The 23842-nt window shown below is 31.5% G+C and carries 24 protein-coding genes; all 24 read right to left on the reverse strand.

Annotation, left to right across the window (positions count from 1 at the left end):
* Nucleotides 1-482 precede the first annotated feature (482 nt).
* Nucleotides 483-1958 carry a lysine--tRNA ligase gene (gene lysS, locus GOQ27_RS03725; RefSeq protein WP_203365486.1) on the reverse strand — a complete coding sequence of 492 codons (1476 nt, stop codon included), beginning with the start codon at nt 1956-1958 and terminating at the stop codon, nt 483-485.
* 23 nt (nt 1959-1981) lie between these two features.
* Nucleotides 1982-2461 (reverse strand): transcription elongation factor GreA, encoded by a 480-nt coding sequence (gene greA, locus GOQ27_RS03730; protein WP_203365487.1) that lies wholly within the window; start codon nt 2459-2461, stop codon nt 1982-1984.
* Nucleotides 2462-2572: 111 nt separating this feature from the next.
* Nucleotides 2573-3514 (reverse strand): hypothetical protein, encoded by a 942-nt coding sequence (locus GOQ27_RS03735; RefSeq protein ID WP_203365488.1) that lies wholly within the window; start codon nt 3512-3514, stop codon nt 2573-2575.
* A 91-nt stretch (nt 3515-3605) separates the two neighbouring features.
* Entirely contained in the window at nt 3606-4577 is a 972-nt protein-coding gene (gene dusB, locus GOQ27_RS03740; protein WP_203365489.1) for a tRNA dihydrouridine synthase DusB, read from the reverse strand.
* Nucleotides 4578-4622: 45 nt separating this feature from the next.
* Nucleotides 4623-5408, reverse strand: coding sequence for a type III pantothenate kinase (locus GOQ27_RS03745; RefSeq protein ID WP_484477101.1), 786 nt, complete (start codon nt 5406-5408; stop codon nt 4623-4625).
* 13 nt (nt 5409-5421) lie between these two features.
* Entirely contained in the window at nt 5422-6183 is a 762-nt protein-coding gene (locus GOQ27_RS17595; RefSeq protein WP_203365490.1) for an ECF transporter S component, read from the reverse strand.
* A 139-nt stretch (nt 6184-6322) separates the two neighbouring features.
* Entirely contained in the window at nt 6323-7306 is a 984-nt protein-coding gene (locus GOQ27_RS03755) for a biotin--[acetyl-CoA-carboxylase] ligase (protein ID WP_203365491.1), read from the reverse strand.
* Nucleotides 7307-7342: 36 nt separating this feature from the next.
* Entirely contained in the window at nt 7343-7618 is a 276-nt protein-coding gene (locus GOQ27_RS03760) for a YtxH domain-containing protein (protein WP_203365492.1), read from the reverse strand.
* A 106-nt stretch (nt 7619-7724) separates the two neighbouring features.
* Nucleotides 7725-8852, reverse strand: coding sequence for a sodium ion-translocating decarboxylase subunit beta (locus GOQ27_RS03765; protein ID WP_252187735.1), 1128 nt, complete (start codon nt 8850-8852; stop codon nt 7725-7727).
* Nucleotides 8853-8884: 32 nt separating this feature from the next.
* On the reverse strand, nt 8885-9295 hold the full coding sequence (locus GOQ27_RS03770; RefSeq protein WP_203365493.1) for a biotin/lipoyl-containing protein: 411 nt from the start codon (nt 9293-9295) through the stop codon (nt 8885-8887).
* A gap of 14 nt (nt 9296-9309) precedes the next feature.
* The gene (locus tag GOQ27_RS03775) at nt 9310-9690 is read right to left on the reverse strand and encodes an OadG family protein (RefSeq protein WP_203365494.1); all 381 of its coding nucleotides are present in this window, start codon (nt 9688-9690) and stop codon (nt 9310-9312) included.
* Between the two features lie 27 nt (nt 9691-9717).
* Nucleotides 9718-11265, reverse strand: coding sequence for an acyl-CoA carboxylase subunit beta (locus GOQ27_RS03780; protein ID WP_203365495.1), 1548 nt, complete (start codon nt 11263-11265; stop codon nt 9718-9720).
* A gap of 34 nt (nt 11266-11299) precedes the next feature.
* Nucleotides 11300-11701 (reverse strand): methylmalonyl-CoA epimerase, encoded by a 402-nt coding sequence (gene mce / locus GOQ27_RS03785; protein WP_203365496.1) that lies wholly within the window; start codon nt 11699-11701, stop codon nt 11300-11302.
* A 14-nt stretch (nt 11702-11715) separates the two neighbouring features.
* Complete coding sequence (gene meaB, locus GOQ27_RS03790) at nt 11716-12645, reverse strand: methylmalonyl Co-A mutase-associated GTPase MeaB (RefSeq protein ID WP_203365497.1); 930 nt, start codon at nt 12643-12645, stop codon at nt 11716-11718.
* Between the two features lie 21 nt (nt 12646-12666).
* Nucleotides 12667-13062 (reverse strand): cobalamin B12-binding domain-containing protein, encoded by a 396-nt coding sequence (locus GOQ27_RS03795; RefSeq protein WP_203365498.1) that lies wholly within the window; start codon nt 13060-13062, stop codon nt 12667-12669.
* A 25-nt stretch (nt 13063-13087) separates the two neighbouring features.
* Nucleotides 13088-14767: an acyl-CoA mutase large subunit family protein gene (locus GOQ27_RS03800; RefSeq protein ID WP_425475002.1), complete on the reverse strand. Its 1680-nt coding sequence runs from the start codon at nt 14765-14767 to the stop codon at nt 13088-13090.
* A 219-nt stretch (nt 14768-14986) separates the two neighbouring features.
* Entirely contained in the window at nt 14987-16486 is a 1500-nt protein-coding gene (gene scpC, locus GOQ27_RS03805; RefSeq protein WP_286673011.1) for a succinyl-CoA:acetate CoA-transferase ScpC, read from the reverse strand.
* 21 nt (nt 16487-16507) lie between these two features.
* Entirely contained in the window at nt 16508-16825 is a 318-nt protein-coding gene (locus tag GOQ27_RS03810; RefSeq protein WP_203365499.1) for a DUF3870 domain-containing protein, read from the reverse strand.
* Between the two features lie 50 nt (nt 16826-16875).
* The gene (locus GOQ27_RS03815; RefSeq protein ID WP_350445872.1) at nt 16876-18261 is read right to left on the reverse strand and encodes an aspartate-alanine antiporter-like transporter; all 1386 of its coding nucleotides are present in this window, start codon (nt 18259-18261) and stop codon (nt 16876-16878) included.
* 322 nt (nt 18262-18583) lie between these two features.
* Nucleotides 18584-18967, reverse strand: a complete 384-nt coding sequence (locus GOQ27_RS03820) for a thioesterase family protein (RefSeq protein WP_203365501.1) — start codon at nt 18965-18967, stop codon at nt 18584-18586.
* 95 nt (nt 18968-19062) lie between these two features.
* Nucleotides 19063-20916, reverse strand: a complete 1854-nt coding sequence (gene ftsH, locus GOQ27_RS03825) for an ATP-dependent zinc metalloprotease FtsH (protein ID WP_203365502.1) — start codon at nt 20914-20916, stop codon at nt 19063-19065.
* A 77-nt stretch (nt 20917-20993) separates the two neighbouring features.
* Nucleotides 20994-21533 carry a hypoxanthine phosphoribosyltransferase gene (gene hpt / locus GOQ27_RS03830; protein WP_203365503.1) on the reverse strand — a complete coding sequence of 180 codons (540 nt, stop codon included), beginning with the start codon at nt 21531-21533 and terminating at the stop codon, nt 20994-20996.
* A 10-nt stretch (nt 21534-21543) separates the two neighbouring features.
* Nucleotides 21544-22923: a tRNA lysidine(34) synthetase TilS gene (gene tilS / locus GOQ27_RS03835; RefSeq protein WP_203365504.1), complete on the reverse strand. Its 1380-nt coding sequence runs from the start codon at nt 22921-22923 to the stop codon at nt 21544-21546.
* A gap of 12 nt (nt 22924-22935) precedes the next feature.
* A complete protein-coding gene (locus GOQ27_RS03840) occupies nt 22936-23811 on the reverse strand; it encodes a protein kinase domain-containing protein (protein ID WP_203365505.1) in 876 nt (291 codons plus the stop codon).
* Nucleotides 23812-23842 lie beyond the last annotated feature (31 nt).

The raw sequence follows: 23842 nt of genomic DNA on the forward strand, positions 1-23842 counted from the left end.
TGTTTTACAACTAAAAGTTGTCATTTTAACTTTACACTGTTCAATTTTCAAAGACCAAATTGTGGTGTGCCGTTACCGGCGACTTTTAATACTATATCAAATCTTTCGATGCTTGTCAACATCTTTTTTAAAAAGTTTTTGATGTTTGTCGAATTCGTTAACTTCTAAAGCGACTCTTAGTACTATATCAAAGTTACTTGTACTTGTCAATAGCTTTTTAAAAGTTTTTATTTGTTCTTAGGGACGACTTTTAATACTATAACAAATTATAGATTAAAGGTCAATAACTTTTATATGGCAATTAGTTCCATATCATCTTGTTCCATATATATACCCAATAGTAATGCATTTAATTCAGATCTTTATTGTATAATGTTAATTATAAAGGATCTACCCCTCCATACTCCTTCTATTAATTTTATATTTAGAACATCTTTTTTAAAATAAAAGCATATCAGCTAAGCTGATATGCTTTTATTAATTTATTCAATTGGTTTCATTGTTGGAAATAATAATACGTCTCTTATAGATGATTTGTTTGTTAATATCATTATAAGTCTATCTATACCTATTCCCAATCCACCTGTAGGTGGTAATCCTACCTCTAATGCATTTACAAAGTCTAAATCCATCATATGGGCCTCTTCGTCTCCAGCTTCCCTTTGCTCTAATTGTGCATCAAATCTTTCTTTTTGATCAATAGGATCATTTAATTCAGAGAATGCATTTGCAATCTCCCAAGTATTAATGAAAGCTTCAAATCTATTAGTTTTTCTAGGATCTTCTGGATTACGTTTAGCAAGGGGAGATACTTCTACTGGATGATGAGTTATGAACGTTGGTTGTATTAAATGCTCTTCGCAATACTCTTCAAACAATTCATTTATTATATGTCCTCTAGTCATACCAGGTTTAATTTCTATCCCTTTTTCTTTACCAGCTTTTATAGCTTCCTCATCAGTATTTATTTCTTCGAAATCTACCCTGGCATATTTCTTAACTGCCTCTTCCATAGACAATCTATTCCATGGCGGTGTTAGATCAAGTTCAATACCCTGATACTCAATTTTAGTTGTTCCAAGAGCTTTTTCTGCTGCAAAAGCAACTACATTTTCTGTAATTTCCATCATATCTTTATAATCTGCATAGGCTTCATATAACTCTACTGCAGTATACTCTGGATTGTGCTTTATAGACATACCTTCATTTCTAAACATTCTTCCCATCTCATACACTTTATCAAATCCACCAACTATTAACCTTTTAAGGTATAATTCATTAGCTATTCTTAAATACATATCGATGTCCAGTGTGTTATGATGGGTGATAAAAGGTCTAGCTGATGCTCCTCCAGCTATAGTATTAAGTATAGGTGTTTCTACTTCTAAGTACCCTCTATTATCTAAATATTCTTTTATAGCCTTCATTATTTTAGATCTAAGCATAAAAGTTTCTTTTACATCAGGGTTGACAATTAAGTCAGTATACCTCTGTCTATATCTTAAATCTTGATCTTTAAGACCGTGCCATTTATCTGGTAATATCTGAAGAGACTTAGAAAGTAAATCTATCTTTTTAGCTCTAATGGATACTTCTCCCATTTTAGTTTTAAAAACTTCTCCTTCTAACCCTATGATATCACCAATATCATAAGTTTTTAAAAGTTCATACTCTTCTTCACCTATGAGATCCTTTTTAGCAAACATTTGAATTCTACCTTCACTATCTTGTATATCATAGAATCCAACCTTACCTTGGCCTCTTCTACTCATAATTCTTCCAGCAAGAACTACTGATTTCCCTTCCATTTCATCAAAGTTATCAATTATAGTTTTACTATGATGAGTGGGTTCATACTTTTCAATTTTAAAAGGATCTTTACCCATTTCCTTTAATTTTTGTAATTTATCTCTTCTTATTTGGAGTAGTTCACTAAGGTTATTTCCCTCATTACTCATCCTTTGAATGCACCTCCGTATTTTTATCTACTTATTTCTAATACCTTGTATTTAATAACACCGTCAGGAACTTGTACCTCAACCATGTCATCAACTTTCTTTCCTAGTAAAGCATCTCCTACTGGAGATTCATTTGAAATTTTTCCTTCATAAGGATCTGCCTCAGCAGAACCCACTATAGAGTACACTACTTCTTCATCATACTCTAGATCTAAAACTTTTACTTTTGAACCTACACCTACAGACTCTATTGAAATATCTTCATCATCAATTACTCTAGCATTTCTTACCATATTCTCTAGCTTGAAGATTCTTTCTTCTACTTGTGCCTGCTCATTTTTAGCTTCATCATACTCAGAATTCTCACTAATATCACCAAAAGCTATAGCAGTTTTAATTCTTTCTGCTACTTCTTTACGTCTTACTGTTTTTAGTTGCTCTAATTCAGATTCTATTTTTTTTAACCCCTCGACTGTTAAAACAACTTCTTTGTTATGTGCCATTAACTCCCTCTCTCCTTCTTACTCTATTTTAATTACTTCTCTATTCCTTTTACATATATGTTCAATATTATAATTTAGTAATCTTATTATGTCAAGACTAATTACAATATCCTATTTAACTGTTAGATACTTGGTTTTCATAGAATATTTATCACAAAATTCTTTTATACTATAAAGATTTTTCCCTACCCTTAATCGTCTAAAATCTCTTTCAGCAAATTTGTTATTATAAGAATAAATAATTGATGGTATTTCTTTTATTTCATCCATTCTTATATTAGTGTTCTTTATTATTCCTGAGTTATTAAAGGTAAAATCATCTATTACTATGCCCTTTTTATTATCATAGGATATATTATTATATATATTGAAAATGATACTTTTCTGTTTTACCCATTTTTTAAATTTTATATCATCTTTAAAGTTAATAATTATATCAAATCTATTAATTTTAGATATATCTGAAATTATTCCTATTGCTAATCCTGTATCATTCATTACTTTATTAATTATTTTATTACCTAGTTCCTCATTCTCAGTATATATAGATATGAATTTTACATCAGATGAAAATTTGTGTAGTATGCAATCTATATCCCCTTCAACTTTTGGAATGATTAATAGTTCTATTTCCATATTAAATTCGTCTATATTTGCTAGGATTCTTTTCAAAACTAAGGGTATAGTTTGTACTTTTATCTCTTTGGATCTATCTGTAGCTATCAATATTTCCTTATCTATTAGTTTCTTCGTTAATGATAGGTTGTAGTTTTTTTCAAAAATTATACTATTTATTTTTTTAATAGGTAATTTATTTTCTAAAGATTCTTCAATTCTATATAATAATTCTTCTTCCCCTAAATTCTCTATTGTTGTTAATCCAACACTATATCCAATTGTCTCATCCTTCACTTTAAACTCATTTACTATATTTCCATATAATTTACTATCAATATTTTTAAATATAAATTCAGGAATATGTTTATAAAACTTTTTAGTTCTTAATTCATCATTGTAAGTTCTCGCAGATATAATATAAATAAATCCCTCCATATAAATCACCCCAAATATTTTACAGTGTAATTAACTGTATAAGGTATTATATGAAAGGATTGATATCTCTATTCTTCAAAATAAAGTATAGTTACTTAATTGAAGTAATATAATCATTTAATAAGGATATTATTTTATCCTTGCTGTTCATAGTATTTAACTTACCTCTAATAGAAGTTGAATTATGCATACCTTTTATATACCACCCTATATGTTTTCTTATTTCTTTTACTGCTATTTCTTCACCCTTATGTTGACATAACAAATTAAGATGATTTATACACATATTTATTTTCTCTTCATCACTAGGTTCTGGTATTAGTATATCTTCATTCAGTAATTTAATTGTTCTATTAAAAATCCACGGATTTCCTCTAGCACCTCTTCCTATCATAACTCCATCACAGTTTGTGTGATCAATCATTCTTTTAGCATCCTCTGGACTAAATATATCTCCATTTCCTATCACAGGAATATTTACAGCTTTTTTTACTTCTTTTATAATATCCCAGTTAGCTTCCCCAGAATAAAATTGTTCTCTAGTTCTTCCATGAACAGCTACTAAATCAGCACCGCTCTCTTCGATAATTTTTGCTATATGAACTGCATTAATATTATTTTCATCCCATCCAGTCCTTATTTTAACGGTTACAGGTTTTCTAGACACCATTACAACCTTAGAAACAATTTTTTTAATTAATTCTGGTTTTTTTAAAAGTGCACTACCATCTCCATTTTTAACTATTTTCGGAGTAGGACATCCCATGTTTATATCTATTATATCAATGTCTTGTCTATTGTTTAATTTATCTTCCACTACTTTAGCCATTATATCAGCATCAGAACCAAAGATTTGAAGTGATACTGGCCTTTCTTTATCTTCTATTTTCATTAATTTTTCTGTTTTTTTATCTCCGTAATATAACCCTTTGGCACTTACCATCTCAGTATATATAAGTCCTGTATTTTGTTCTTTACACAAAATCCTAAAGGATAAATCTGTTACTCCTGCCATAGGGGCAAGAAATACATTATTATCTAATTTTACATTCCCAATTTTCATTTTTTCACCTCTTTATCAAAAAACAAGCTCGACTTTAAGTCGAGCCTATATAGTATCCTTATTCAATTCATATATTATTCTTAGTCCTTCAAGGGTAAGAAGTTTGTCTATATTGTTAATATTTTTTGTCTCGGAAGCTATCATTGTTGATAATCCACCTGTAGCTATTACCTTAGCATTTTCTAATCCATATTCATTTTTCATTCTATCTATAATGTAATCAACTAATCCTACATAACCATATATGATACCAGATTGCATACTATTTACTGTGTTTCTGCATATAACTTTCTCAGGCTTTCTTAATTCTACTTTAGGTAATTTTGCTGCCCTTTGAAAAAGAGCTTCACTAGATATTTTTATCCCGGGAGATATAACCCCACCTAAGTAATCTCCACCTTCTGAAATTGCACAGAATGTTGTAGCAGTACCAAAGTCAACTATTATTATAGGCCCTCCATATTTCTGATATGCTGAAACAGCATTTACTATTCTGTCTGCTCCAACTTCTCTTGGATTATCATAGATTATATTCATACCGGTTTTTATACCAGGACCAACTACTAAAGCTTCTTTTTTACAATATTTAATACTCATTGACTGTAGCGAATACATTAATGGGGGTACAACTGAAGAAATTATAACAGCATCTACTTCGTCTAACTTATAACCGTTATAAGTAAATAACCTATCTATTAGCATACCATATTCATCAGAGGTTTTATTTTTATCCGTAGAAACCCTCCAAGACTTCAGAAGCTGCTTTTCTTCATATATACCTAATACAATATTCGTATTTCCTACATCAATTACTAAAATCATTTCTGTCACCTTCTCTTCTATTTTAACCATTCTTCTTTATCCCCATTACTACACCACTTACTATTATCATTGCAACTATAACCTCTGGTATACCATTAGCTACTCCAATAGCTAATATAGCCTTTCCAATGAATCTTGTATCTCCACCGATTAATGAAACAAACCTCTCTCCATAAAGCAAATATATCATTAATAATACTCCTATAGTATTAGTCAATGTTCCTACTGCTGCCGAAACTACTATCTCTACTGAATCTCCCTTGAATTTTTTGAAAGAATAGTATCCTACAAAAATAGTCATTAATACAAGAAGAATGTTAAACATCATAGTTTTACTATATAGTTGGTTTCCAGATTGTAACCCATTAATTAGATTATTCCCTAAATATGCTAATGTAGATATCCATATTAGTGATAATGTAATTATTGAAGACTTTTTCCCCATCTTTTTGAATAAAGAATAGGAGTAATAGGCAGTAATACCTATTAATACTCTTGGTAGTATAGATACTAGAGGATTATAAAATAGTGGTGATAATACTGTAGGAGCAGTTATCGCTCTTATAATACTAAATATCCCAAAAATTAATCCTACTAAAGCACCTACTATAGGTCCTTCGATTATAGCTCCAATAATAACAGGTATATGCATTATTGTAGCATTGGCTGGTCCTACTGGTATAAAACCAATAGGTGTTAATCCTAAAATTGCAGATATGCCTCCAAGCATACCGATAATCGCCAATCTCCTAGTAGAGATAGACTTTTTACTTTTCTTATTCATTTTACATACCTCCCGCTCTAGTTCCTCAAAGGATACTAGTCGTATTTTTTTGTTTTTTTACCTTGTCCAGTACCCTAAGGGTTACCAGCTTCATAACAATATTTATTTTAGCAGTTTTATTAAAAACTATCAACAATAATTAAATATATCCTTTAATTCCTCTAATAGAAATTTCCCCAGATATTATTTCTTTAATATTTCCATCATCATACTTAACAATTAAATGACCATCATCATTAATATCAATTGCTACTGCTTCTTCTATATTATCTCCCTTTATCACTCTTACTCTTTTATGTAATAATGCTGAGCTTTCCTTACAGATATCAATTGATTTTTTGATAGATCTAGTATTAATAAAATCTTTATATAGATATTCAAAATTATTTATTACATTTGAAACTAGATTAACTCTATCTATAACTTGTTTTTTTTCTATCCTTAAAGAAGTTCCTACCTCCCTAAGATCTTCTGGGAAATCTCCCTCTTCTAAGTTAACATTTATGCCTATACCTACTACTATATAATTTACTCTATTTATTTCTCCACTCATCTCAGTCAAGATACCACAGGTCTTTTTACCTTTAATAACTATATCATTGGGCCATTTAATTTTATTTTTTATCCCTATTTCTTCTATAGCTTTAGACACTGAGGCAGCACCTATTTGAGTTACTTTGGAGGCTTCAGTTGGTGATATATCTGGTTTAAGAATTATAGACATCCATATACCTTTTCCTTTTGGGGACGTCCAATTTCTGCCTAGCCTTCCTTTTCCTTTTAATTGCTCTTCAGAAATTATTGTTGTTCCTTCTTCTACTTCTAAAGCTATTTTTTTAGCTTCCATATTTGTAGAATCAACAGAAGAATAGTGGATAATATTTCTACCTATATATTCAGTATTTAGTTCTTCATCTATTAGATTAGGTTCTAAGATGTCAGGAGATTGTAACAGTCTATAACCTTTTCTAGATACAGACTGAATGATATATCCATCTTCTTTTAATTTTGATATATACTTCCACACTGCAGTCCTAGATACCTTCAATCTATCACTAATTTCTTGACCTGATATGAAGCTTTCTTTATTATCTTTTAATATGTCTATAATCTTCTCTCTCACATTATTCCCCCTGACTAGCCTTGAAATTTTATCGGCCTAGTCCAAATCAACATCTTCTATATACTTTTCGTTTACAAATACTTCTCCATTTTCAGAAATATTATCATTTTCAATATTTATATAATTTACATTGTCTTCAGTCTTAATACTTTCTGCAATATCTCTTAATTTATCAGATGCCTTGAATAGATTATCTTTTAATTTCTCTCTGTTTTCTTTTCCATTTTCAGGAGATAATAGTAATGCCGCTGCCCCTCCTATTAATAAACCTAGCGTTAGACCTTTTACTCCTGATCCTTTTTCTTTACTCATGAGATCACCTCTTAATTTTTTTATATATATTATATCATTTAATTTACCCAAATTATCAAGTTAAAAATCATAATAAATAAAGTCGGTCTAAAAAGACCGACTTAGTTTATCCAAAGAACATTAATAGTAATCCTGCTGCTACGGCTGAACCAATAACTCCAGCTACATTTGGTCCCATAGCATGCATAAGTAAGAAGTTTGAAGGATTCTCTTTTTGCCCAACCTTTTGAGCAACCCTCGCTGCCATTGGTACTGCCGATACTCCTGCTGCACCAATAAGAGGATTGATTTTCCCTCCACTTAACTTATACATTAGTCTTCCAAATAACACTCCCGTTGCTGTCCCAACAGAGAAAGCTACAAGTCCCAATGCAATGATACTTAATGTTTGAGTTGTTAAGAATAATTCTGCTTCCGCTTTTGCTCCAACTGTTATTCCCAATAATATAGTTACAATATACATTAGTGAATTTTGAGTAGTTTCTGCAAGTTTTGGAACTACTCCAGATTCTCTTATAAGATTACCAAGCATTAACATACCGATCAAAGCTGCTGCTGATGGTAATAATAGTATTGTAAATAAAGCAACTACTATTGGAAATACTACCTTCTCAGTTTTAGATACATGTCTTAATTGTTCCATTTTAACTTGTCTTTGCTCTTTAGTAGTTAAAGCCTTCATTATTGGTGGTTGAATTATAGGCACTAAAGCCATATAAGAATAAGCTGCAATAGCAATAGGTCCTAATAAGTCTGGAGCCAGTTTAGATGTTAAGAATAAAGCTGTAGGACCATCTGCTCCTCCTATAATGGCTGTTGCTGCTGCTTCTGCCCCCGAGAAGCTAACAAAGGGTAATTTGTCTAATAATATCGCTCCTATAAATGTAAAGAAAATACCAAACTGTGCTGCTGCACCTAATAATATACTTTTAGGATTAGCTATCAATGGACCGAAATCTGTTCCTGCTCCTACGCATAAGAAAATTAGTGGTGGGTATATCCCTTTATCGGTTCCTTGATATAGATAATATAGTAATCCACCATCTTCCATAAGCCCGGCTTCTGGCATATTAACAAGTAACATACCAAAGGCAATAGGAATTAATAAATATGGCTCGTACCCTTTTTTTACAGCTAGGTATATAAATACCAAGGCTATAATTATCATTATAAATTCTCCACCTGTCATAGATGCAAAGCCGGTACTTTCCCAAAACTTCTGTAAAATATCCATGTAGAGTTACCTTCCTTTCTCAATTAGTAAAATTATTCTAAGGATATTAATGGATCTCCTGAGTTAACTGCTGCTCCCTTAGAAGTATTAATTGCTGCAACTTTACCGGCTCTTGGTGCCATTATCTCATTCTCCATTTTCATTGCTTCAAGAATTAATAATACATCACCTTCTGCTACTGTGTCTCCTTCATTTACCTTTATATCAAATACAGATCCTGGCATTGGTGCACTTATTGTCTCTGCACCTTGAGGTACAGCTTTAGGTGCCGGTTGAGAAGGTTTCTCTTCTTTTTTAGGTTGAGGTTTTGGTTGAGCTTTTGGTGCTGGTTTTTTAACCTCTGTAGTAACTTGCTTAGGTCTACTAACTTCAGAACTTGCTCCTACTTCTTCAACTTCAACTTCATAAGTATTACCATTAACAGTTATATTATATTTTTTCATACCTAATATCCTCCTTAACGTCTATTAAAGTTATTGTGTATACCTTCTTGTCTTCCTGCTACTGCCCACGCTGGCGAATTCTGAGGAACTCTTCTTATATTTCTTATATATATATTTTCTACAGATTCTCCCGTCTGAGCAGCTATAGCTGAGGCAATAACTGCAACTATCTCCTCATCATTATCTACTAGCTCTTCAGTACTGTCTACTACTGCATTGTCACTAATTGGAGGTACTTCCTTTTTAACTGGAACTTTTTTCTCTTCTTTATAAAATACAGATTTAAACCCTGCTAATATAAAGGATATAACCAACAATGTAACAAATACTATTGCCATACTAAATAGTGTTATAAATATAGCTTCTCCAAGACTTATTCCATCTTGTAAATTCATCTAATCTCACCTCTCTAACTATTAAGCTTATAATGGAAGGTTACCGTGCTTTTTAGCAGGTCTTTCTTCCCTCTTACTTGATAACATATCAAAAGCACTAATAATTCTTGGTCTAGTTAATTGAGGCTCTATTACATCATCCACATAACCTCTAGATGCAGCTATATATGGATTCGCTACGGTATCTCTGTACTCTTTTATCTTTTCACTTCTTGTTTGTAATGCATCATCAGAAGCTTTTATTTCTTTTCTAAATATTATATTAGCAGCTCCTTCTGGACCCATTACAGCAACTTCTGCTGTTGGCCATGCTAATACTACATCAGCCTTAAGGTGTCTTGAGCACATTGCAATATAAGCTCCACCATAAGCTTTTCTTAAGATTACAGTTACTTTAGGTACTGTAGCTTCTGAATATGCATATAACATTTTAGCCCCATGTCTAATTATTCCACCATATTCTTGACCAGTTCCTGGTAAGAATCCCGGAACATCTACTAATGTAAGTAATGGTATATTAAAGGAATCACAAGTTCTTATAAATCTAGCTGACTTATCTGAAGCATTGATATCTAAACATCCTGCCAATACCTTAGGCTGATTAGCAATTACACCTACTGATCTTCCATTTAACCTCATAAATCCTGTTAAGATATTTTGAGCATAATAAGGTTGTACCTCTAAAAACTCTCCATCATCCGCTAATGTAGATATAATTTCTTTCATATCATAAGGTTTATTTGGATTATCCGGTACTATTTCATTTAACTTTTCATCCATTCTATTTATAGCATCTTCTGTATCAAAAACTGGTGCATCCTCTAAATTATTAGAAGGTAAATAGCTTAATAATAACTTTATACTATCAAGAGTTTCTTCTTCTGAATTATATATAAAGTGAGCCACACCACTAGTCCTATTATGTGTCATCGCTCCACCTAATTCTTCAGCTGAAACTTCTTCTCCAGTTACTGTCTTTATTACCTGTGGTCCTGTTATAAACATTTTACTCGTATTGTCAACCATGAATATAAAGTCTGTTAATGCTGGAGAATATACCGCTCCACCGGCACATGGTCCCATTATAACTGAGATTTGGGGAATTACACCGGAAGCTATTGTATTGTTATAGAATATATCACCATATCCTGATAGCGCATCTACACCCTCTTGTATTCTTGCCCCACCGGAATCATTTATTCCGATTAATGGCGCTCCTACCTTCATTGCCATTTCTTGAACTTTAACTATTTTTGCTGCATGCATTTCCCCTAGGGATCCACCTATTACAGTAAAGTCTTGAGCAAAGACATATATTAATCTTCCATCTACTGTACCATAACCAGTTACTACACCTTCTCCAGGAACTTTTTTCTTTTCCATACCAAAGTTAGTACATCTGTGCTCAACAAAAGTATCTATTTCAATGAAACTTCCCTCATCTAATAAATACTCGATTCTTTCTCTTGCTGTCATTTTACCTCTACCGTGTTGTTTCTTTATACTTTCCTCACCACCACCAAGCTTTACACTTGACTTTAATTGTCGTAATTCTTCTAATTTGTTATTGGACATCTATTAATCCTCCTTCTTAGCTGATTAATAATAATTAATCTCTTTGACAAAGTTCTACTAATACCCCATGAGTACTTTTAGGATGTAAAAAAGCTATCTTTGCTCCTCCAGCACCATATCTTGGTTTTTCATCAATCATTCTTATTCCTTTAGCCTTCATTTCTTCTATAGCTTTTTCAATGTCATCTACTCTATAGGCAATATGTTGTACTCCTTCGCCCTTCTTTTCGATATATCTTGCTATAGGTCCTTCTTTATCAGTGGACTCTAATAGTTCCATTTCTGTATCTCCAATAGGTAAGAAGGCTACTTTTACCTTTTGCTCTTCAACTACTTCTGTACCTTGTAAATCCATACCTAAAACATCGGTATAAAATTTTAAAGTTTCATCTAAATCTTTAACAGCTATACCTATATGGTCTACTTTTTTTACCATTCCATACCCTCCCTCTAAACAATAGCTTTAAATAATTTATCCTTAGCACTATAAGGATCAATCTCTTTATTATAAACATTTTTAAGGACATTATCCAATAGTTTATAAATATCTTTATCATTAAAGATCCTTGATTTAATCTCATCTTCTATTAAAGTAATTATTTCTGAGCGAATTCTCTCAGTTCTTTTTTCCTCTAATTTCCCCGATAAAACCAAGTATTCTTTATGTCTATTTATTTCCTCTATAAGCTCTAGTATACCTTTATTCTTATTAGCTATAACATTAAGGATTGATGGTTTGTTTTCATTGTTACCCATTTCCACCATCATTCTAATTTCTGCAGTAGTTCTTTCAGCTCCATCTAGATCACTTTTATTTACAGCGAATATGTCGGCTATTTCCATGATGCCGGCTTTGATAGCTTGTATATCATCTCCTAACCCAGGTACCATAACCATGACTACAGTATCAGCCGTCCTTACAATATCCACCTCAGATTGACCTACTCCTACAGTTTCTACAAATATATAATCACACCCAAAAGCATCAAAAGCTTTTATTCCTCCATGGGTAGCTTTTGATAGTCCTCCTAAATGTCCCCTTGTTCCCATACTTCTTATAAATACATTAGGATCTGTAGATAATTCATTCATTCTTATTCTGTCTCCAAGAATAGAACCTCCACTAAAAGGACTAGTGGGATCAATAGCAATGATCCCCACTTTTTTGCCCTGATTGCTTAAGTCTTTACTTAATCTATAGGTTAGAGTACTTTTACCTCCACCAGGAGGTCCTGTAATTCCAACTACATGTGCTTTACCGGTGTGCTTATATATTTCTTTTAAAATATCTACCGCTTCGTCTTCATTATTCTCGATTTTAGTAATTATTCTTGCACAAGCTCTTTTATCACCTTGAAGCAATTTATTGATTAGTTCCAAATTTAGCACCACCTAGTATTTCTACTTTTTTAAATTGTTCTTTATAAAATCAATAGTCACAGTAGTAGGAGTTCCTGGTGTAAACACTTCTTCAATACCAGCTTCTTTTAACCCTGGGATATCATCCTCTGGGATAACTCCACCTCCTATGATAAGTATATCTTCAATACCTTCTTCCTTAAGAAGATTTACTACCTTTGGAAACAAGTGATTATGGGCTCCAGATAATATACTCATTGCAACTACATCCACATCTTCCTGTATAGCCGCTGAAACTATTTGTTCTGGAGTTTGTCTAAGACCAGTATATATTACCTCCATACCTGCATCTCTAAGAGCTCTAGCTATAACCTTAGCTCCTCTGTCATGACCATCTAATCCCGGCTTAGCAACTAACACTCTAATCGGTCTATCCATTAAAACTCCTCCTCTATCCATTTATCTATAACATTACTGCTTGTTCATATTCACCAAATACTTCTCTCATTACTCCACAAATTTCTCCTAAAGTAGCATATTCTTTTACCGCGTCTATTATATATGGAATTACATTTTCGTCGCTTTCACAGGCTGTTCTTAAAGCATTTAACTTATTAGAAACTCCCCTGTTATCTCTTTCCTCTTTAAGCTTTTCTATTTTTTGTTTTTGCATTTCTCCTACTGCAGGATCTACCTTTAATAAATCACTTTGAACTTCTTTCTCGGATTGGAACTTATTCATTCCAACTACAATAGTTTCTCCTGATTCCATTTCCTTCTGATATCTATATGCTGCATCCATTATTTCCTTTTGAATGTATCCCATATCGATAGCCTTAGGAGCTCCACCTATCTCATCTATCTTTTTGATATATTCCATAGCTTTTTCTTCTATTTCATCTGTCTTAGCTTCCACATAGTAGGATCCTGCTAATGGATCTATTGTATTTGTAACTCCACTTTCATGAGCTACTATCTGTTGTGTTCTTAAAGCAGTTCTTACTGATTTTTCTGAAGGTAATGCTAATGCTTCATCCTTAGAGTTTGTATGTAATGATTGAGTTCCTCCAAGAACAGCTGCTAATGTTTGAATAGCTACACGAACTACATTATTCTCTGGTTGTTGAGCTGTTAATGTTGATCCACCAGTTTGAGTATGGAATTTAAGCATCATAGATTTTGGATTTTTAGCTCCAAATCTATCTTTCATTATTCTAGCCCATAATCTTCTTGCTGCTCTATATTTAGAAACTTCTTCTAATAAATCATTATGAGCATTAAAGAAGAAAGATAATCTCGGTGCAAAAGAATCTACATCTAGTCCAGCTTTAATTGCAGCCTCTACATATGCTATACCATCTGCTATTGTAAAACCTACTTCTTGAGCTGCTGTAGAACCAGCTTCTCTTATGTGATATCCAGAAATACTTATTGTATTCCATTTTGGAACACTTTTTGAACAATATTCAAATATATTAGTTATTAATCTCATTGATGGTTCAGTAGGGAATATATAAGTACCACGGGCAATATATTCTTTCAAAATATCATTTTGAATAGTTCCTCTTAGCTTATCTTGTGATACCCCCTGTTTTTCTGCAACTGCAATATACATGGCTAATAAAACTGCTGCAGGAGCATTTATCGTCATCGACGTACTTACTTTATCTAAAGGTATTCCTTCAAATAATAACTCCATATCTTTTAATGAGTCTATTGCAACTCCAACTTTTCCTACTTCACCTTCAGCTAAAGGGTGATTAGAATCGTATCCTATTTGAGTAGGTAAATCAAATGCTACAGAAAGTCCTGTTGATCCTTGTTCTACAAGGTATTTATATCTTTTATTTGATTCTGCAGCAGTAGCAAATCCTGCATACATTCTCATTGTCCATAATCTTCCTCTATACATAGTAGGTTGAACTCCTCTAGTATATGGAAAATGTCCCGGATATCCTAAGTCTTCTTCATAATCTAATTCTTCAATATTTTCAGGCGTATATATCCTGTCAACCTTTAATCCTGAGCCAGTGGTGAATTCTTCTTTTCTTTCTGGGAATCTTGAGATAGCTTTATCTACAGTAGTTTCTTCCCATTCTTTAGTTGAAGCTTTAATTTGTTTCATTTTTTCATCTTTAATCACAATTAGGCCTCCTTTATTAAGAGCTAAAAACTAATTAAGAAAATGTTTTCCTTTCATAAATCCTCTCTTATTCATAATAACATAATACTACTCTATTTCTTAGGATTAATTTAAAAACATTTCTAAAATTTAATCAATGCTATTTTCTATAATTTAATTTCTACATTAATTTATATCACACCTTCAATAGATGCTAATGTTAAAGTTTTTTAATATTCTTTATTTTTTCATTGTTCCACTATCTAAAAATTTCTTATGCCAAGACAGTGACTTATCTATACTATGAGGAGTATGCTTAGAGGCACAAATTTCATAAGATCCATTTAAGTATTCTAATAATTGCTCTTTATACTCAGGATGGGCACAATTGTCTATAATTTCTATAGCTCTTTCCTTTGGACTCAGACCTCTTAAATCAGCTACTCCTTGCTCAGTAACAATTACATGAACATCATGTTCTGTATGGTCATGGTGAGATACCATAGGTACAATGCTAGATACGTCTCCATTTTTAGCTATAGATTGAGTGGTAAATATAGATAAATATGCATTTCTAGTAAAGTCTCCAGATCCTCCTATACCATTCATCATTTTACTTCCCATTATATTTGTAGAATTAACGTTCCCATATATATCCACCTCAATGGCAGTATTCATTGCTATAATTCCTAATCGTCTTATCACTTCAGGATTATTGCTTATTTCTTGTGGTCTTAATAATACTCTATCCTTATATTTATCAAAATTCTCATAAAAATCATCTAACCTCTCAGGGGATACTGTTAAAGAAGTTCCCGATGCAAAGGTTACTTTTCCAGAATCTAATAAATCTAATGCAGAATCTTGAATAACTTCTGAGTATATCGTTAAATTTTCAAAGTTTGAATCTACTAACCCCCCTAGAACAGCATTAGCTACACTTCCTACCCCTGATTGTAAGGGTAATAAATTTTCAGGTAGTCTTTCTTTTTCTACTTCTTTTTCTAAAAATTTTATTAAATGCTTTGCCATCTGTTTTGATATATCATCTATGGGAGCTACTGGTCTAGTTTTATCCTTTATATCAGATATAACTATCGCTACTATTTTATCAGGATCACAAGGGATATAATCTGTCCCAATTCTTTCATTAGTTTTAGTTAAAGGAATTGGTTTTCTATTTGGTGGATTTTCTGGACTATATATATCGTGAACTCCTTCTAATGATAATGGCTGACTAGTATTTATCTCTACTATAACTTTATCTGCCTTTTCAACAAAAACATTTGAATTCCCTATTGAAGTAGATGGTATTATTCCTCCATCTTCCCTGATAGCTACAGCTTCTACTAAAGCTATATCAATATTGCCAAAAAAACCAGATTTAACCCATTGAGGTACATGACTTAAGTGCATGTCTGCATATTGGATACTCCCATCATTAATTCCATTCCTAGAATTCTTATTTGTTTGATAAGGATATCTTCTCTTAAGCACACCTGCTCGGGACAAAGCTCCGTCCAATTCATCTCCTACAGATGCTCCGGTGATAATAGTTAATCCTAAATCTTCTCCCTTTTCTCCCCTTTCTGCCAATGCTAAGGGAACAGATTTCGGGTATCCCGCTGGGGTAAATCCACTGGCACCGACTACCATGTCTTTTTTAAAGAATTTAGCTGCTTCCTTTGCTTCCATAATTCTATCTTTAAGGATTTCACAACGCAATCTATTTTCTATCAACTTATTTCCCCCTTCAGTTTTTTATAAATCTCCTCTTATTTTTTTATAATTCTTATAACAAATTTTAATAGCTGTTAATATTGCTTTTTTTGCTGATCCAAAATAATGATGTCTAAATTTATTCTCAATATGCTCTATATTATTTAACTTCTCTCCTACTAGTAATTCTTTAACGAAAGTTCTAGCAAGGTATGTAGATAAAGTAGGTTCAGCATCTAATATCTCACTAGTTTCTCTATTTACAGTCATCCCTAATGCTACCACTCCATATAATTCCCTTGCTGTTATTCCTTCTGGCAATTTTGCATATCCTGTCAAAAATATTTCATTCTTTTTCAAAATATCCACTCCAATTTAATGCTTTTATTTATATTTTAACAGAATAAAAGCTACATGGGTAATTTGTGAAGAATAATTGTAAATAATACCATACCAAGTAATGCAAAGGGATAGGTAGCTCCATAACCAGCTGCCGGTTCATCAGTTCCTGCAGCTTCTATTGCTGCTCCTAATCCTGGTGTAGATGTCATACCTCCACATATTGCTCCTGATAACATAAGCCAATTCAACTTAAATACATATCTTCCTATAAAGAATCCTATAAGCATACCTACAACACCTACTACTACTGATACTAATGCTAAATATGCTCCCGCAGTTGAACTCACAACAGAATTAATAACTGTAAACCCATACCTAAGTCCAACTATCCCAAGGAAAAATGCTAATGATAATTGTCTTACAACACTAAGAATCTTACTATCCATTCTAAAATGTAGAGAACCTATTTTACCGATATATCCTAATACTAAAGATCCTATAAGTACACCCCCAGTAGAACCTAAACTAAAATCTCCTAATAGTCCAAGAGGAATAGTTATTTGTCCTATAGTATAACCAAATAGACAAGCCACAGTAAAAGCAATCAAATCAAAGCTAACAGTATTTATTTCTTTTATATTTGCTGACTTTCTAGCAGCAGCCATTTCTGCTCTATATAATTCTCTTTCCTTTTCTACATCTATTCTAAATATATTAGGAAAGAAATTAACTGCAAGTATAACTATAAGAACACCAAAAGGATATCCAATTGCATGACCCGTACCAATCCCTGCTTCTGCATTTTTGATAAATTCCTTCTTTTGTTCTGTAGTTAGTTGAAAATCTGATTCAGTACTTACTTCTGTAGCTATTCCTAGTTCTTTAGCTATTTTTTTCTTTTCATTATCATTCATTTCATTAAATGACTCAATCTTTTCAGTAGCATGATCAGTAGCAGTTTCTATAGCTGCTGCTAATCCAGGAGAACTAGTTAATGCTCCCGTATATACCCCTGCAACTTCATAAGGGTCTGAATCCTCACTTAAAAGTGTCATTGCATATGTCGCTCCTGCGGATATACAAGTAATCACAATGCCTAATAAAATAAACTTTGCACCATATTTCTTAATAACAACATTCATATCCTTTGCTGCTAATAAGCCTACTGCTGCTACAAATAATATTAAAAACAAGCTAAAAAAGTTTTTAGGAATTACTCCTACTGATAACATGCTTTGAGCTGAACTATATCCTATAGAACTTTCAGAAAAACCATTTGCATATTTGGTTATTATCCATCCAATAATTATTCCTGTAAACAAAGTTCCTGACACCCCAAAGTTAAATCTTCCAAATTTAATTTTCCCAAAGAGGAGTCCAGTAAATACAGCCAAAAACATTAATATAAAAGGATTGGTTATCCATCCTACAAAGTTGAAAAATTGATAATTCACACTCATTCCCCCTTTTTTATTTGCAATATAAGGACTTAATAAGTCACCTCCTTTAGATATTTTTTTAACAAAGTTTAATGACAATAAAAAAGCACAGTAAGACTAAGGTATACACCATAGACTACCGTGCTATAGTCATTTTTTGATAAAATTTTGTTTTATCACCATAACTATATGGTATCTTTATTAAATTTTCTTAACTTCTATATATTTAATTATAATAAATAATTAGGTATAAATCAAGTAAAATTTCTTACTGATCTATTTAATCTGTTACTTATGTATTGTTCGACATTCATATACATTTCCCGGGAAATTACGACTACTTTAGTTTGTCTAAGAACTTTTTCACATTAATAATATATCTTGTATGAGTTCCTTCTCCTATTTTCTTGTCTTCATCATATGCTGTAACATTGAAATATAATTTTTTACCCTCTATTTTTGTAAGTATAGCTTCTGCACTTACTCTTTTACCTAAGGGGGTTGCCGATATATGATCTACATTAACATTGATACCAACAGTAGAGTATTCTTCGCCTAATGCTTCCTCTACTGAGTTTAAAGCGGCATTTTCCATTAACCCAATCATCATTGGTGTAGCATATACATATATGCTCCCACTTCCGAATTTTGCAGCAGTGTTTTCTTCTACAACTATATCCTCAGATTCACCTTTCATATTTAATTCTAAATTAAATTCCATATCATCACTCCTCATGTGTTTTAATATATATATTATAACCTAATTTTAATTATAAGAAAAAGAAAAAATGGTCACCTAGGTGACCATTTTATATATTACTTTTCATTATTATCTATATCTTCATTATTTGAAGTCTTATCTAAATCAATTTTGTCAAAAATATTATTAAATTCTTTCTCGTTTAATGTTTCTTGTTCTAATAATTTTTGAGCCACTTCATGAAGTTTATCTATATTTTTAGTAAGCAATTGCTCTGCTTGTGTATAAGCTACCTCTATTATTCTCTTCATTTCATGATCTATTTCTGCTGCAACTTCTTCACTATAATCTTTGCTTCTTCCTATATCCCTTCCTAGGAAAACTTCACTATCATCTTTTCCATAGGTCATAGGTCCAAGCTTATCACTCATACCATAGTGAGTCACCATATCTCTAGCTATTTTAGTAGCTCTTTCGATATCATTCGATGCTCCAGTGCTTATATCATTAAGAATTAATTTTTCAGCAACTCTACCACCAAGTAACTCTACTATTTTTTCTTCCATCTCTGTTTTTGACATATAGCTTCTATCTTCTTTTGGAAGACTCATAGTGAATCCTCCTGCTCTACCTCTAGGCATTATAGTAACCATATGAACAGGATCAGTATTTGGTAGTAATTTCCCTACAACTGCATGACCAGCTTCATGATAAGCAGTAAGTTTATTTTCCTTCTCACTTCTTACTCTACTACGCTTTTCTGGTCCAGCAATAACTTTAGTGATTGCTTCCTCTAATACATGCATAGGTATTTCTTTTAAATCTTCTCTAGCAGATAATAAAGCTGCTTCATTCATTAAGTTCTCTAAATCTGCTGGTGTGAATCCTATAGTTCTTCTAGCAATAACATTTAAATCCACATTTGATGCTAAAGGCTTGCCCTTAGAATGTATCTTTAGAATAGCTTCTCTACCATTTATATCAGGAACTCCAACTTGGACCTGTCTATCAAATCTACCGGGTCTTAATAAAGCTGGATCTAATATATCTGGTCTATTAGTTGCTGCTATTATTATAATCCCTTCATTAATTCCAAATCCATCCATCTCAACAAGTAATTGATTTAAAGTCTGTTCTCTTTCATCATGACCACCACCTAGGCCTGCACCTCTTCTTCTACCAACTGCATCTATTTCATCAATAAATACAATACACGGAGAACTTTTCTTTGCTTGTTCAAATAAGTCTCTAACTCTTGATGCTCCAACTCCAACAAACATTTCAACAAAGTCAGATCCACTTATACTAAAGAAAGGTACACCTGCTTCACCAGAAACAGCCTTAGAAAGGTAAGTTTTACCTGTTCCTGGAGGTCCTACCATTAAGACTCCTTTAGGTATTCTAGCTCCTAGATGCATAAATTTCTTTGGACTTTTCAGGAAATCCACTATTTCAACTAATTCCTCTTTTTCTTCATCTAAACCTGCTACATCGTCAAAAGTGATTTTATTCTTTGGATCTTCCTTATGCAATTTAGCTTTACTTTTCCCAAAGGACATTACTCTTCCTCCGCCACCTTGAGATTGTTGCATAAATACAAACCAAAACACTACAAATATTAAAACCATAAATATAGTAGGTAATGCACTAATAAACCATGGTGTTCCTGGATCAGGTTCACCTTCTATCTCTAAACCTTCATCTAAACTCTCTAATTCATCTTTATATTCTTTTTCTACATCAGGGATATATGAAGTGAATTTTGTATTATCTTCATCATCAAATGTTCCCTCAACTTTATTTTCTATAATAGTTATTTCTTTTATATTCTTGTCTGCTATCTCTTGCCTCAAGTCTGTATAGCTTAGCTCAACTATATTATTTTGCCCCGTATATAGTAATTGTACTATAAATATTATAACTACAAATATAAGCAAATAAGCGCTTATACCTCTAAAAAACTTCCTCAAAAATGCTCCTCCTTCCGATTAACAAAACTAGTATTAAACTATTCTAACATATTTGAAAATAAAATACAATAATAGGTCTAGCTAAGGTATATTTCCTCTTTAAGTATACCTATATATGGTAGGTTTCTATATTTCTCTGCAAAGTCTAACCCATATCCTACAAGAAAAGCATCAGGCACGATAAATCCCACATATTTTACCTCCATATCTACATTTCTTCCTTCAGGTTTATCTAATAATGAACAAATCTCCACACTTTTTGGAGATCTAGATTTTAATATTTTCATTAGATAATTAAGAGTTAATCCACTATCGATTATATCTTCTACTATCAATATGTTCTTACCCTCAATGCTAGAATCTAAATCTTTAATTATTTTAACTACTCCTGAAGAGGTAGTTTGGTTTCCATAGCTAGATACATCCATGAAATCTATTTCGATAGGTATTTCAATATTCTTTATTAATTCCGTCATAAACATTACTGCACCTTTTAAGATACATATGACCGTAAGACTCTCGCCTTCATAGTCTTTAGATATTTGCTTTCCTAACTTCATAACTTTATTTTTTAATTGTTCTTCATTAATTAAAACTTCTCTTATATCTTCTTTCATCAGTGTCCCCCTATTTATTAATTGAAATTTTTAATACTTTTTTTGTGCTTTTATCTATTTTATAATCTTCGCTTATTCTGTGACCTACTACCCATAAAATTCCATGTTTATCATAAATCAATGGGGTACTATCTCTTTCATCTCTAGGTATTTTTTCATCTATAAAATAATCCTTTAATTTTTTAGTGCCTTTCATGCCTAGAGGCTTAAATCTATCCCCTGATTCTCTATTTTTAATAAATAAGTCGCCTTCTATTTTATCATAATCAAAATATTTAATAAACATATCTTTTGATTTTATATTCTCAATATTATTTTCAATTATCTCAAACCTTATATCTAAATCTAATTCCGATATATAATTTGAATTATTCAAATCTAGTATAGAGTCTATTTTTGATATATCTTTTTCCTTTTTTGTTTGTAAAATCAGCTTGTCATAACTTATGTAAGCTTCAACATTGTTAGATATTGTTATTTTTTTGCCTGTAGTATTATTTGTGGCAATATTTATTATTGATTGTATATGCACTTCTTCTACTCCTTTTAAATGCCCTATTACCTGTTCAATAGATAGTCTAATAAGCCTATATTGGATAGCTTTATGAATCTTCATTAGATCTTTAGTATTTATTTGTACATTATTACTAGTAATTTTTACAATATTTCTGAATATATCATTAGTATAATCATTTATAAAATTCGAATCCCTCTCCATGATCCACGAGGTTCTATAGAGGGTATCTATAATAGAAGGATTATAATCCTTCTCTATCATTGGAATGAGATTTAATCTAATACTATTTCTTCTATAAATATCCATTTTATTAGTTTTATCTATTCTTACAGATATTTTATTATCCTCAATATATTTCTCTATATCATCTCTTGCTATATCTAATACTGGTCTTATTATATCATTGTTTTTATAATCCATTCCTTTGAGTCCATCTATTCCAGTACCTCTTATAAATCTCATTAATAATGTTTCAGCTTGATCGTTTCTATTATGGGCTACAGCTATACTGCCTTTACCATATTTAGCTAATGTTTTTCTAAAAAATCTATATCTTAATTCTCTTCCGGCCTCCTCAGATGTTAGATTATTTTCCTTTGCATATTGATCCATATCAACCTTTATAGAGTAAAATGGTATATTTAAATCTTTACATGTATTTTTTACAAACTCTTCATCTTGATCAGATTCTATACCTCTTACTCCGTGATTTACATGACAAACAATTATATTAAAATCTTCTATCTTTTGTATCTCATATAATATTGATAATAAAAACATGGAGTCTGGTCCTCCAGATACCCCTACTATCACACTATCATTTTTATTAATTAGATTTTTTTCTTTGATTGTTTTTAATACTTTTTTATACATGTCCTCACCCTATCATTTAAAAATATACATTTTGACTGTAAAAATAATAAAAAATATGAACATACCTATACTACCCCAATATAAAGCGTCTATCCAGTTTGAACAATACTTACTCTTACTAAACATATTTTTTTGAATAATTTTCTTAACTGTATATTTATATTTCTCTATATTATAGTCACCTATTAATCCATTAATTAGCAACTTTTTTATACCATCATTAAAGTCAGAAGTCTTTATTTTATATATTATATCTTGAATACTATTTGTCAATGGATTAAATTCTTTATTATATAAGAGAGAAATAAGAATCATATTAATAGAAAATATCAAACTTTTATCATCATAATATGGTTTATCCCTCCAACAATGAATATTATATGTAGGAGTATATTCTTTTATAGATTGTCCTATCTTTGATACCCCTCCAAAATCAATAACCCTTATACTCATATTGATTCTGTCTACTAGAATATTCTCTAACTTAATGTCCCAATATATATATCCAGAGTCATATATCTGTTGAAATATTTCAGTAATTATTAGAATTATTGATAAAGTCTTCTTAATACTTATATTGTTTAATAGATATTTTTTTAACGATATACCTTCTATATATTCCATGATTATGAAATGTATATTTTTGCCCTGTATATATCCATCATCTAACTCGTAAGCTTTAGGTATAGCACTTATATATGAAAATTTATTAAGCATCTTATATTCTTTGGTAAGAGATATAAGGTCTTCAGAAGATTTTAAGGCGAATTTCTCACCTCTTTTATTCACTACCTTATACACATATCCAACGCTACCTTGACCTATGCAATTCTCTACATAGTAGATATTTTTATTCCATTTTCCTTTTACAACATCTATATATTTCATTTCAGTCTGCCTCATTTTACATAAAATAAGG

Origin of the sequence: Anaeromonas frigoriresistens (genome assembly GCF_016820655.1) — a bacterium.
GTDB lineage: Bacteria > Bacillota > Clostridia > Tissierellales > SIT17 > Anaeromonas > Anaeromonas frigoriresistens.